Raw genomic sequence first — 13,743 nt, 5'->3', positions numbered from 1 at the left:
GAGGATCTGTAATGACCACGGAAAAAGTGAAGTACGGCGTACATTCCGAAGCCGGCAAACTGCGCAAAGTCATGGTGTGCTCCCCAGGCTTGGCCCACCAGCGGCTGACCCCTAACAACTGCGATGAACTGCTGTTCGATGACGTGCTCTGGGTAGCCCAGGCCAAGCGCGACCATTTCGACTTCGTGACCAAGATGCGCGAACGGGACATCGATGTGCTGGAAATGCACAACCTGCTGACCGATATCGTTGCCAACCCCGAAGCCCTGGACTGGATCCTGGAACGCAAGATCACCTCCAACACCGTGGGCCTGGGCCTGGTCGAGGAGGTCAGCTCCTGGCTGCGCAGCCTGGAGCCACGCAAGATCGCCGAGTTCCTGATCGGTGGCGTGTCGGCCGATGACCTGCCGAGCAGCTTCGGTGGCAAGACCATCGAGATGTTCCGCGACTTCCTCGGCCACGCCAGTTTTATCCTGCCGCCGCTGCCCAACACCCAGTTCACCCGCGACACCACCTGCTGGATCTACGGCGGCGTGACGCTCAACCCGATGTACTGGCCGGCGCGACGCCAGGAAACCCTGCTGGCCAGCGCCATCTACAAATTCCACCCCGAGTTCACCAACGCGGACTTCCAGATCTGGTACGGCGACCCCGACCAGGAACACGGTGCCGCCACGCTCGAAGGCGGTGACGTCATGCCGATTGGCAATGGCGTGGTGTTGATCGGCATGGGCGAGCGCTCGTCCCACCAGGCCATCGGCCAACTGGCGCGCAACCTGTTCAAGAACAAAGCGGTGGAACGGGTGATCGTTGCCGGTCTGCCTAAGTCCCGCGCGGCGATGCACCTGGACACCGTGTTCAGCTTCTGCGACCGCGACCTGGTGACCATCTTCCCCGAAGTGGTCAACCAGATCGTGCCCTTCACCCTGCGCCCTGACGAAAGCAAACCCCACGGCATCGACATTCAGCGGGAGAAAACCAACTTCCTCGAGACCGTGGCCGCCGCGCTCAACCTCAAGGCCCTGCGCGTGGTCGAGACCGGCGGCAACAGCTTCGCCGCCGAACGCGAGCAGTGGGACGACGGCAACAACGTGGTGGCCGTGGAGCCTGGCGTAGTGATCGGCTACGACCGCAACACCTACACCAACACCCTGCTGCGCAAGGCCGGCGTGGAAGTCATCACCATCAGCGCCGGTGAACTCGGCCGTGGCCGTGGCGGCGGCCACTGCATGACCTGCCCGATCATCCGCGACCCTATCGACTATTAAGGAGATCCCATCATGGCTTTCAATATGCGCAACCGCAGCCTACTGTCGCTGATGCACCACACCACCCGCGAACTGCACTACCTGCTGGACCTGTCCCGCGACCTCAAGCGCGCCAAATACACCGGCACCGAGCGTCCGCACCTGCAAGGCAAGAACATCGCGCTGATCTTCGAAAAAACCTCGACCCGCACCCGTTGCGCCTTCGAAGTGGCGGCCCACGACCAGGGTGCCCACGTCACCTATATCGACCCGGTGTCGTCGCAGATCGGCCACAAAGAAAGCATGAAAGACACCGCCCGCGTACTCGGTCGCATGTTCGACGCCATTGAATACCGTGGCTTCGAGCAGGAAATCGTCGAAGAACTGGCCAAGTTCGCCGGCGTGCCGGTGTTCAACGGCCTCACCGCCGAGTTCCACCCGACCCAAATGATCGCCGACACCCTGACCATGCGCGAACACAGCGACAAGCCGCTGCATGACATCAGCTACGCCTACCTGGGCGACGCGCGCTACAACATGGGTAACTCGCTGCTGATGATCGGCGCCAAGCTCGGCATGGACGTGCGCATCGGCGCGCCGAAAGCCCTGTGGCCCCATGAAGACTTCATCAAACAGTGCCAGGCCTTCGCCGAGGAAAGCGGCGCACGCATTACCATCACTGAAGACCCGAAAGAAGCCGTCAAAGGCGTGGACTTCATCCACACCGATATCTGGGTGTCCATGGGTGAGCCGGTGGAAGCGTGGGACGAACGCATCGAGCAACTGCTGCCGTATCAGGTCAACGCCAAGATGATGAAAGCCTCGGGCAACCCTCGGGTGAAATTCATGCACTGCCTGCCGGCGTTCCACAACAGCGAAACCAAGGTCGGCAAGGACATCGCCGCACGTTATCCGAACCTGGCCAATGGTGTGGAAGTGACCGAGGAAGTCTTCGAGTCGCCGGCCAACATCGCCTTTGAGCAGGCGGAAAACCGCATGCACACCATCAAGGCGATCCTGGTGTCGGCACTCGCGGATATCTAAAGGCTACACGGTCAAATGTGGGAGGGGGCTTGCCCCCCTCCCACATTGGCCTCTGTGTTCACACCTATAGAAGGATTGCATTATGCGCATCGTCGTAGCCCTGGGCGGCAACGCCCTCCTGCGCCGTGGTGAACCCATGACCGCAGACAACCAACGCGCCAATATCCGCATTGCCACCGAACAGATCGCCAAGATCCATGCCGGCAACGAACTGGTCATCGCCCACGGCAATGGCCCGCAGGTCGGCCTGCTGTCGTTGCAGGCGGCGGCCTACACCAGCGTTTCGCCGTACCCGCTGGACGTGCTCGGTGCCGAGACCGAAGGCATGATCGGCTACATCATCGAACAGGAACTGGGCAACCTGCTGGACTTCGAAGTGCCGTTCGCCACCCTGCTCACCCAGGTGGAAGTGGACGCCAAGGACCCGGCCTTCCAGAACCCGACCAAGCCCATCGGCCCGGTGTACTCCAAGGCCGAAGCGGAAAAACTCGCCGCCGAGAAAGGCTGGGCCATCGCCCCGGATGGCGATAAGTATCGCCGCGTCGTGGCCAGCCCACGGCCCAAACGCATCTTCGAGATTCGCCCGATCAAGTGGCTGCTGGAAAAAAGCGCCATCGTGATCTGCGCCGGTGGTGGCGGTATCCCGACCCTGTACGGTGAAGACGGTAAGCTCAAGGGCATCGAAGCCGTGATCGACAAAGACCTGTGCTCCTCGTTGCTGGCCACGCAACTGGACGCCGATTTGCTGGTGATCGCCACCGACGTCAACGCCGCTTTTATCGACTTCGGCAAGCCGACCCAGAAAGCCATCGGCCAGGCCCACCCCGACGACATGGAAAAACTCGGCTTCGCCGCCGGTTCCATGGGGCCCAAGGTGCAAGCCGCCTGCGAGTTCGCCCGCCAGACTGGCAAAACCGCGGTGATCGGTTCACTCTCGGACATCGAAGCCATCGTCCAGGGCAGCGCCGGCACACGCATCAGCACGGCGACACCTGGCATCACCTATCTGTGAAGTAGAGGAGATACGCCTATGGCCACCTTTGAACCCGGTCACCTGCACGTCGAACGTCACGCGCTGAACAAGGACGACTACAGCTACAACCTGTGTATCGACTACGAAGTCAGCCAGGACCCAAAGGAAGGCAAGGGCATGCTGTTCAAGCTGCACGGCTCGGTGCAGGGCAAGGACCTCAAGGAAGAGTTCTTCTTGCCCAAGGACCAGGCATTCGACTTTGCCCGGCATGCGATGAACATCGCGCAGAAGTATGGGATGCCGAAGATTGCGGTATTGAATGGCTCGATGCACAAACAGTACGACCTGATGTTCGAGGATGTGCGGCATCAACTGGATGTGAAATCCGGGGACCCGATCAAGCCTGAACACCTGGAATAACCGGACGCCCCCCGACACCAACACTCAAACGTGGGAGCAAGCCCGCTCCCACATTTTTGATCTCCATCACCTGTCAGGCATACTGGCCACCCTCAGTACGCCAGAACCAACATTCGCCCCATGCGTATCCACGTCAGCTTCATCGACCGCGTCGGTATCACCCAGGAAGTCCTGGCCTTGCTCGGTGGGCGCAATCTCAACCTGGATGCGGTGGAAATGGTGCCGCCCAACGTCTATATCGATGCGCCGACCCTCAGCGCCGACGTGCTCGAAGAGCTGCGTGACGCGCTGTTCAGCGTGCGCGGCGTACAAGCGGTGACGGTGGTGGACATTCTCCCCGGCCAACGCCGCCACCTGCAACTCGATGCCCTGCTGGCAGCCATGACCGACCCGGTGCTGGCCCTGGACAGCGCGGGCAAGATCCTGCTGGCCAACCCGGCGCTGATCGCGCTGTACGGTCGCGAACCGGCCGGGGAAAGTATCGCCGAGCTGTTCAATGATCCGGCCTTGCTGGACACCTTGCTGGAAAACGGCTTTCGCCTGCCCTTGCGTGAAATCAGCGTCAACGGCCAGACGTTTTTGCTCGACGCCACGCCGATCACCGATGCCGGCGCCCTGCTCACCCTGTACCAACCCAACCGCATCGGCGAACAACTGTCGGCGCTGCACCACGATCATGCCGAAGGCTTTGATGCGCTGCTGGGCGAATCCCCGGTGATCCGCACCCTCAAGGCACGCGCACAACGGGTGGCCGCACTCGATGCGCCGCTGTTGATCCAGGGCGAAACCGGCACCGGCAAGGAGTTGGTGGCGCGGGCCTGCCACGCCATCAGCGCGCGCCACAGTGCGCCGTTTTTGGCGCTGAACTGCGCGGCGCTGCCGGAGAATCTCGCCGAGAGTGAATTGTTCGGCTACGCCCCCGGCGCCTTTACCGGCGCCCAACGCGGCGGCAAGCCGGGGCTGATGGAGCTGGCCAACCAGGGCACGGTGTTTCTCGATGAGATCGGCGAAATGTCGCCCTATTTGCAAGCCAAGTTGCTGCGTTTTCTCAACGACGGCAGCTTCCGCCGGGTCGGCGGCGACCGCGAAGTGAAGGTCAATGTGCGCATCCTCAGCGCCACCCACCGCGACCTGGAAAAAATGGTCAGCGAAGGTACCTTCCGCGAAGACCTGTTCTACCGCCTCAACGTGCTCAACGTCGAAGTGCCGCCCCTGCGTGAGCGTGGCCAGGACATCCTGCTGTTGGCCCGCTACTTCATGCAGCAGGCCTGTGCGCAGATCCAGCGTCCGGTATGCCGCCTGGCGCCCGGCACCTACCCGGCGCTGTTGGGCAACCGCTGGCCGGGCAATGTGCGCCAGTTGCAGAACGTGATCTTCCGCGCCGCCGCCATCTGCGAAAGCAGCCTGGTGGACATCGGTGACCTGGACATCGCCGGCACCTCCGTGGCGCGCCAGAGCGACGGCGAAGTCGATAGCCTGGAACAGGCCGTCGAGGACTTCGAGCGCAGCCTGCTGGAGAAACTCTACGTCAGTTACCCCTCGACCCGGCAGTTGGCCAGCCGCCTGCAAACCTCACACACCGCCATCGCCCACCGCTTGCGCAAGTACGGCATTCCCGCAAAACCCTGAGCGCCTGCCTCACCAGAACGCACGCCGGCCACGATGCTTGATAACGCCGGCGGCGCTGAAAAACAGCTGCGCGGCCATGGGCGGGCTGATGCGCGAATAGTAGATCGCGATGGCCTCGTTGTCGGTTTTGTCGAGCAGGCTGCGAAAGCTCATGAAGCGCTGCTCCGGCCTTTTCAGATGGCCGGCGTTATAGGGTAAATCGGGGTCCGTGGGCGATGAATAATGAAAGTGCGCATAAGCCAGGACCTTGCCCTGCCTGTCCTTGACCACATACTCCTGCAGGAAATCATCCACCCGCTTGAGCGCAATACGCCCCTCGATGCGCAGTATCTGCACCTGGTCCTGGGCCTGGAGCCAGGCAATCCCATCCTCATCGGGCGGCAAGCGCTTGATCATCTCGATGCGCAACCCTCGCCCCTGCTCCAGAGAGTCGCTGGCGGCCTGTTCCAGCTCATCGAGCAGCGCCTGGGCCGCGGTATCCGGCGTTGACGGCAGCGCCTTGCGGATCTTTTCGGCAACCGCCTTGATGCCCTCGGACTGCCGCGTCAACCGGGCTTCGACGCTGGCCGGCAGCGTGGCACTGCGCGCTTCATCGCGGGCCTGCTGCAGCACCAGCGGTGCCCTGGCCAACAAGCGGCGCGCGTCGGCCTTGAGGTTTTCCAGGGAACGCGTCGGCCGCGGCATCACCGCGCCAGCCTCGGTGATCGCTTCGAACGCATCCGAACCCGGCCGCTGATGCAGGCTGACCACCACGGCCTGGTCAATCGGGTTGATGACATCAACGATGTCTTCGGTCGCTTCCGGCGTGCGGGCGCGAACCCGCCCCAATTGATAGCGCTTTTTCGAATCGCGGATCAGCCGTTGATCGGCTTCAAGGGGGCGTACCCGGCCAGGCTGAGGGTTGCGCTCGTGCTCACGCAGCAGCTTTGCCAGGGCGATTCTCGACTCCTGTTCCAGGCTGAGGATCGTGGCTTGCACCGGCACCTCGGCATCCCCATGGATCAATTCCGGCGCGGCGGCACGGTATTCATCCAGGAGCGCCAGGGTTTTCGCGTATTCGTGCAGTACCGCCCGGGTGCCGTCGATGCGCTGTTGCACACTCAGCACGCCTGGCTCATCGATGGTTTTCTGGGACTGGGCCGACTGGATCGCCTCATCCATGGCCGCGTCGATCCGACTGTAATCATCCTGTTCTTCAGGCAGGGGCAGCCGGCGCCACAGCTGCTCCTTGAGCACCTGCAACTGCACGGTCCGCCAGTCCAATGGCAGCCCGTATGAGGACGGTTGCAACTCACCGATGTAGGACTTGTAGGCAGGAATGCTGAGCAACCGCTCGTAATTGACTCGCTCCCAGAAGCTCAGGTTGACCATCTTGTCGTGAAACTCGCCGATCCTGCGGCTCTCTTCGCTCAAGGTCCCGATCACCGCCTGGGCCGCGATCGCGTCCTCCCCCGCCACCCGCTCCGACAGTTGCGCGAGATGCGCTGCGGAAAACTGCTCCTCGCGGCGACTGAAGGTCAGCACGAACATCTGCCGGCGCATGTTCAGCACGATATCTTCCAACTGCAGGCACTGTTCCCGTTCAAAGCCGTCCAGGGGCTTGTTGGCGTTTCTGCGCATCAGCACATTGAGTTTTTTCTGTTGCGCATCGGCCTTTTTTTCCAACTCGCGCAGGTAACGCGCCCGGGCATCGCGCCGGTGCTGCTCGGTAAAGGCCGCCTCGGAGGTCAGGTGCGCCTTCTCACACAGGTCTTCGGCCGCGCTCACGACACGCTCGAGGCTCTGTAATTCTCTGCTTGCCGCGCTGTATTCGTGCTCAAGCTCAAGCTTTTGCCGCTCGATGTGGGCACGCCGCTGGGCCACCGTGCTCTTTGGCTGCCCGCCAACCAGGCGCAGGCCCAGGTCGACTTTCCACACCCCATGGGCATCCTTGTCCAGCCACGGGCCGAGACGCTGGGGTTGCCGCAGATCGACGACCCGCCAGCCATCCCTGACCGCCCTCACGCCATAGACTTTGCTGTCTATCAAGGTGTACTGCTCGTGACGGGCCGCGCTGCCGTCGCGCTGGACCAGCACCCGACCACGCACCGGGCTGGCTGCCGAGGCCAATGTCGGCGAGTCGGGCCAGCGCTCGCCCTGCCTGGGGGACCATTGGAAAGTCTCGAGCTGGGCACGCTGCCGGGTCGTAAGCCTGGACCTTGAGTTGGCCCAGGAAAAATCCATTGCCGTGACGTCGGCGAATGAACGCTGCCAGGCAAACGTCGACGCCGAGTGGCGCGTGTGGCTGGCCGGGATCAAGTCATGTGCCTGGGCAGCGCCCGAACTCAAGCGCAGTCGTTGATCCAGCGTGACCACCGGGCTCATCAGCAGGCCGGCCACGCTGCCGATCAGCTCGGCGAAGGCATTGGCGGAATCTTCGCGGCTCGTCTCGGCCGGCAGCGCCAGCACCGCCTGGAATGTCCTGAAGGTCTGGGACAACCAGCCCGCCACCGCCACCGGGCCCCTGACCATCGGCAAAAGCGCATTGAACACTTGCCACAGATCATTCTTGAACAGGGTCCAACGCAGCGCCTCGTTGGAAACCGACTGCTTGACGGCGCGCTGCCACAGGTCTCGGGCGTTTTCATCGAAGACGCTCTCAAGGAACTCGCCACGCACCGGTTCGTCACTCAGCAACGCCGGGCTCGATGCGGGCAGCACGTCGAACTCATCGCCCTGCAGCACACGCTGGACATGGGGACGCAGAAAACCGCCGTTGGCAAACAGGGTACGGCTATCCTGCGGTAAACGCTGCAGCACCACGGGTTGAAGATCGCTGCCCACCGTTGCGATCGCGTCCAGCAACGCCTGGCGACTGGGAAATTGTTGCAGCATCGCGTCGGTTTGATCCGGCCGATAGAGAATATGCGGCAACGTGCTGTTGTCGCGGGGACCGATGACAAACAGGTTGTGCGCTTGATGGGCCAGCCCGCCTGCATGGGCCAGGAATGCCAGGGGCCTGGCGACGATCACCTCACCGTCGACCACACGCTGGAGCGGATCTTCCCGCAGCAACGCGTGCACCACCCGAGCGCCGGAGCGGGTAAAACCGTTGCGTTGGCGCAGGCTGTTTTCAAGGGCGCGCATCGGCAGTTGCAGCGCCATCTGATCGACAAACAAGCGACGCCGCCGTGCAGACTGCGTCGGGTCGGTGATCAGTGCGTGCTCCAGCAATGGCGGATAGTGCTTGCCCACGTCCACCCGTTCGATCAGCCCCTTGAGATAGGCCGGCGTGACCCAGCGCGGTACGTTACCTGGCGTGACCTGGTGGCTGATGTGCACACTGGCATAGGCGGTGGCGAAGGGGTTTTCCAGCGACCACTGGGTCAAGGTCCGGGTGGTCCGTTGCGTCCAGCCAACCGTGCCGCCCTGGGTGCGCTCGAAGGTCAGGAGGCAGTCGTCCGGGTTGATGGGGGCCTGCGCTGGATGATCCAGGCGCATTTGCCGTTGCAGCGCCTTGCGCGCATACACATCGAGCGGCTCAAGGCCATCGAGGAACGTTGCACCGCCGGTACTGCGCTGCAGCTGCGCCAGGCGCTCCAGCCACTGCCCGTAAGCCAGGCGATCCGCGCTGCTGGCCCGCTGCAACCAGAGCGGCAGCTGTTCTTCATGGGGCTGTTCGAGAGCGTCCGGGTCGAACCAGGCCAGTGGCGAGGTGAGCGTGGTGAACAGCTGTTCATAGCTGCCGATGTCGGGCAATGCCGACCAGTCAACCCGCCGCACATCGCGAAGTTGGCGTTCGAGCAAGGCCTGGGCCAACGCATCGAACACATCGCCCTCGGGCTCGCGCAGTACCCATTGCAGCGGCGCCCCTGGCCGGTAACGGCCCATATAGCGCGGCAGCAGGTCACCCAAGGCGTCCAGGGACTCGAGCTGCACCAGGTTCATCGCCGGGATATAGACGAGGGTGACCTGTTGCCCCACGACCCGACGCTGCAAGACCAACAGCGGCAGCCATTCGCCCGTTGTCCCGGCCTGGGCCGCATAGACTTGATAGATATGCAGCGCATCGGCGCCACCCAAGGCCTCTCGATCCGCCCGATGCCCCCAAAGCTGCTGTGCCTGCTCATCGCCCAGCCCCAGCAGCAATCGCGCCTGCTCCGGCGTCAATGGCGGGTTCTGCCGCGCCGTGAGCAGGCATGCACGTAACTGGCTGCTGACCGCGTGCCAACGGCTGTCGGCCGAACCGTCCGACACGCGCGCGTTCCAGTATTGCACCAAGCGCTCGGCAAAACCCGCCAGCACATCGGGCGCCAGGGTGTTGAGCATCCACTCGATATCGTCCACGGTGATGGCGCCGCTCGCCGGTTCGAACACCTGCGGTGCAGACTGCACCAACAGCACATGATGGCCTGGCGTGTAGTTCAGCGCGTCACCCTTCATGCAGCGCTGGATCAGTGCGTCGCTCAAGGTCATAAGCGGCATGTGGCGGCGGCCGGTCGAGGTTGGCTGGATCACACCGATCCAGCTGTTACCGGCCTGCAGGCCGGAACCGGCAAACCACTGCCCGATCCATTCCTGGATCATTGCGCGGGCCACTTGGGTCAGGCCCAGGCGCCGGGCGAAGACCTTGGATAAATAGTCGCGAGACGTCCGCGCCTGGGAAATCTCTGGGGGAATAACCTTTGAAGCACTCATGGGGCGCATCCTGATGACGAAGTGCGCGAACGGTAAAACGCCGGCCGGCCTCCCGGACGGTAGATAAATCGCGAAAAACGACGTCCATGCGTACTGAAAGCGCTACAGTGGAACGATATCGCTACAACCTTGTTTTTTGCGCGCCATGCAAGGCTTTGATCCACATAGGCTTTTTTTCGACGGCCGGAGTGTAGCGAAATCGCTACACACAAAGGCGCTATCGTTATAACCGTTTTTATCAAGCCATTGATTAATAAAGGATTAATCACATTGGCCGCGATATTGCTAAGCAACTCCCCATTATTCCAATCCCGCCCACCAGACGATTCTGGCCCTGAGGAGTTTCCATGAGCGAGTTGCGTTTCACTGAAGATCACGAATGGCTGCGCGCCGAAGCTGACGGCAGCGTCACCGTGGGTATCACCGCTTTCGCGCAGAACGCGCTCGGTGATGTGGTGTTCGTGCAACTGCCGGAGTTGCAGGCCTATGACAAGGGCGCAGAAGCGTCCACGGTTGAATCGGTCAAGGCCGCCAGCGGCGTGTACATGCCGTTGGACGGTGAAGTGCTGGAAGTGAACGCCAAGCTCGATGGCAGCCCGGAACTGGTCAACGAAGACCCGCTGGGCGAAGGCTGGTTCTTCCGCTTTAAACCGGCCGATGCCGGGGCAGTCGCTAAACTGTTGGATCAGGACGCGTACGACCGTCTGATCAAAGCCAACGCCGAAGCCTGAGGAGCGCGCCATGACCATCAATCTCAGCACCGCCAATGAGTTCATCGCCCGCCACATCGGCCCGCGCCAGGAAGATGAGCAGCAGATGCTCGCCAGCCTGGGCTTCGATTCCCTGGAAGCCCTGAGCGCCAGCGTGATCCCGGAGAGCATCAAGGGCACCAGCGTGCTCGGCCTGGAAGACGGCCTGGGCGAAGCCGAGGCCCTGGCCAGGATCAAGGCCATCGCCAGCCAGAACCAACTGTTCAAGACCTACATCGGCCAGGGCTACTACAACTGCCATACGCCGTCGCCGATCCTGCGCAACCTTCTGGAAAACCCGGCCTGGTACACCGCCTACACACCTTATCAGCCAGAGATTTCCCAAGGCCGCCTGGAAGCGCTGCTGAACTTCCAGACCCTGATCAGCGACCTCACCGGCCTGCCGATCGCCAACGCCTCGCTGCTCGATGAAGCCACCGCCGCCGCCGAAGCCATGACCTTCTGCAAGCGCCTGAGCAAGAACAAGGGCAGCAACGCCTTCTTCGCCTCGGTCCACAGCCACCCGCAAACCCTCGACGTACTGCGCACCCGTGCCGAGCCGCTGGGCATCGACGTGGTGGTCGGCGATGAGCGCGAACTGACCGATGTCAGCCGGTTCTTCGGCGCCCTGCTGCAATACCCGGCCAGCAACGGTGACGTGTTCGACTACCGCGCGCTGACCGAGCGTTTCCATGCCGCCAACGCCCTGGTGGCCGTGGCTGCCGACCTGCTGGCCCTGACCCTGCTGGCCCCGCCGGGTGAGTTCGGCGCCGACGTGGCCATCGGCAGCGCGCAACGCTTCGGCGTGCCGCTGGGCTTCGGTGGCCCGCACGCGGCGTACTTCTCCACCAAGGATGCGTTCAAGCGCGACATGCCGGGGCGCCTGGTCGGTGTGTCGGTAGACCGCTTCGGCAAGCCGGCCCTGCGCCTGGCCATGCAGACCCGCGAGCAACATATCCGCCGCGAGAAAGCCACCAGCAACATCTGCACCGCGCAAGTGCTGCTCGCCAACATCGCCAGCATGTATGCCGTGTACCACGGGCCCCAGGGCCTGACCCAGATCGCCAAGCGCATTCACCAGCTGACCGCGATGCTCGCCAAGGGCTTGACCGCCCTGGGCCTCAAGGTCGAGCAGGCACACTTCTTCGACACCCTGACCCTGCACACCGGCGCCGACACCGCTGCGCTGCACGACAAGGCCCGCGCCCAGCGCATCAACCTGCGCGTGGTGGACGCCGAGCGGGTTGGGCTGTCGGTCGACGAAACCACCACCCAGGGCGATATCGAAACCCTGTGGGCAATCTTTGCCAATGGCAAAGCCCTGCCGGACGTCAACGCCACGGTGGACAGCCGCCTGCCCGACGCCTTGCTGCGCCAGTCGCCGATCCTCAGCCATCCGGTGTTCAACCGTTATCACTCGGAAACCGAGCTGATGCGCTACCTGCGCAAGCTGGCGGACAAGGACCTGGCCCTGGACCGCACCATGATCCCGCTGGGCTCGTGCACCATGAAGCTCAACGCCGCCAGTGAAATGATCCCGGTGACCTGGGCCGAGTTCGGTGCCCTGCACCCGTTCGCCCCGGCCGAGCAAAGCGCCGGCTACCTGCAACTGACCTCCGACCTGGAAGCCATGCTCTGCGCGGCCACCGGGTATGACGCGATCTCCCTGCAGCCGAACGCCGGTTCCCAGGGCGAGTACGCCGGCCTGTTGGCCATCCGTGCCTATCACCAGAGCCGTGGCGAAGCACGTCGTGACATCTGCCTGATCCCATCGTCGGCCCACGGCACCAACCCGGCCACCGCCAACATGGCCGGCATGCGTGTGGTGGTTACCGCCTGCGACGCCCGTGGCAACGTCGACATCGAAGACCTGCGCGCCAAGGCCATCGAGCACCGTGAGCACCTCGCCGCGCTGATGATTACCTACCCGTCCACCCACGGCGTGTTCGAGGAAGGTATCCGCGAAATCTGCGGGATCATCCACGACAACGGCGGCCAGGTGTACATCGACGGCGCCAACATGAACGCGATGGTTGGCCTGTGCGCACCGGGCAAGTTCGGCGGCGATGTGTCCCACCTGAATTTGCACAAGACTTTCTGCATCCCCCATGGCGGTGGCGGCCCGGGTGTTGGCCCGATTGGCGTCAAGTCCCACCTCACGCCCTTCCTGCCCGGCCACGCGGCCATGGCGCGCAAGGAAGGCGCGGTGTGTGCGGCACCGTTCGGCAGTGCAAGCATCCTGCCGATCACCTGGATGTACATCAGCATGATGGGCGGCGCAGGCCTCAAGCGCGCGTCGCAGTTGGCGATACTGAATGCCAACTACATTTCCCGTCGCCTCGAAGAGCACTACCCCGTGCTGTACACCGGCAGCAATGGCCTGGTGGCGCACGAATGCATCCTCGACCTGCGCCCGCTGAAGGACAGCAGCGGCATCAGCGTGGATGACGTGGCCAAGCGCCTGATCGACTTTGGCTTCCACGCCCCGACCATGTCGTTCCCGGTGGCCGGCACGCTGATGATCGAGCCGACCGAAAGCGAGTCCAAGGAAGAACTGGACCGCTTCTGCGACGCGATGATCGCCATCCGCGAAGAAATCCGCGCGGTGGAAAACGGCACCCTGGACAAGGACGACAACCCGCTGAAAAACGCACCGCATACCGCGGCGGAACTGGTTGGCGAATGGAGCCACCCATACAGCCGTGAACAAGCGGTGTACCCGGTCGCTTCGTTGATCGAAGGCAAGTACTGGCCACCGGTTGGCCGGGTCGACAATGTGTTTGGTGATCGCAACCTGGTGTGTGCGTGCCCGTCGATCGAGAGCTACGCATAACCCGACTGGCTGAGCGCGGTCAAAAATGTGGGAGGGGGCTTGCCCCCGATAGCGGTGTGTCAGTCACCAGAACTTTCTACTGACCCACCGCTATCGGGGGCAAGTCGAATCGTCGCACCGCCCCTCCCACATTGACCGAGTACACCCAATACATAACAAGAAACCGGAGAA

Annotated in this window: 8 protein-coding genes; 7 read left to right on the top strand and 1 reads right to left on the bottom strand. The window is 62.9% G+C overall.

Annotated features, from left to right (window positions below):
• The first annotated feature begins 11 nt into the window (after positions 1-11).
• From arcA to BLQ09_RS20845, 5 genes are all read left to right on the top strand, one after another.
• A complete protein-coding gene (arcA, locus tag BLQ09_RS20865; protein WP_027605560.1) occupies positions 12-1,268 on the top strand; it encodes an arginine deiminase in 1,257 nt (418 codons plus the stop codon).
• Positions 1,269-1,280: 12 nt separating this feature from the next.
• A complete protein-coding gene (locus tag BLQ09_RS20860; RefSeq protein WP_027605559.1) occupies positions 1,281-2,291 on the top strand; it encodes an ornithine carbamoyltransferase in 1,011 nt (336 codons plus the stop codon).
• Between the two features lie 82 nt (positions 2,292-2,373).
• Positions 2,374-3,303, top strand: coding sequence for a carbamate kinase (arcC, locus tag BLQ09_RS20855; protein ID WP_065925908.1), 930 nt, complete (start codon positions 2,374-2,376; stop codon positions 3,301-3,303).
• A gap of 18 nt (positions 3,304-3,321) precedes the next feature.
• Positions 3,322-3,684, top strand: a complete 363-nt coding sequence (locus tag BLQ09_RS20850) for a DUF5064 family protein (RefSeq protein ID WP_027605557.1) — start codon at positions 3,322-3,324, stop codon at positions 3,682-3,684.
• 120 nt (positions 3,685-3,804) lie between these two features.
• On the top strand, positions 3,805-5,313 hold the full coding sequence (locus BLQ09_RS20845) for a sigma-54-dependent transcriptional regulator (RefSeq protein ID WP_092358402.1): 1,509 nt from the start codon (positions 3,805-3,807) through the stop codon (positions 5,311-5,313).
• Between the two features lie 9 nt (positions 5,314-5,322).
• Here BLQ09_RS20845 and BLQ09_RS20840 read toward each other — a convergent pair whose 3' ends face one another.
• The gene (locus BLQ09_RS20840) at positions 5,323-9,990 is read right to left on the bottom strand and encodes a hypothetical protein (protein ID WP_092358400.1); all 4,668 of its coding nucleotides are present in this window, start codon (positions 9,988-9,990) and stop codon (positions 5,323-5,325) included.
• Positions 9,991-10,337: 347 nt separating this feature from the next.
• Here BLQ09_RS20840 and gcvH point away from each other — a divergent pair, with 347 nt between their 5' ends.
• Together gcvH and gcvP are read left to right on the top strand one after the other, a co-directional pair.
• Positions 10,338-10,721, top strand: a complete 384-nt coding sequence (gene gcvH, locus BLQ09_RS20835; RefSeq protein WP_027605554.1) for a glycine cleavage system protein GcvH — start codon at positions 10,338-10,340, stop codon at positions 10,719-10,721.
• A gap of 10 nt (positions 10,722-10,731) precedes the next feature.
• Complete coding sequence (gene gcvP, locus BLQ09_RS20830; RefSeq protein ID WP_027605553.1) at positions 10,732-13,572, top strand: aminomethyl-transferring glycine dehydrogenase; 2,841 nt, start codon at positions 10,732-10,734, stop codon at positions 13,570-13,572.
• The last annotated feature ends 171 nt before the right edge of the window (positions 13,573-13,743 follow it).

Origin of the sequence: Pseudomonas sp. NFACC25, assembly GCF_900100935.1 — a bacterium.
Taxonomy (GTDB): domain Bacteria; phylum Pseudomonadota; class Gammaproteobacteria; order Pseudomonadales; family Pseudomonadaceae; genus Aquipseudomonas; species Aquipseudomonas marginalis.
This window is presented reverse-complemented; position numbering and strand designations above follow the sequence as displayed.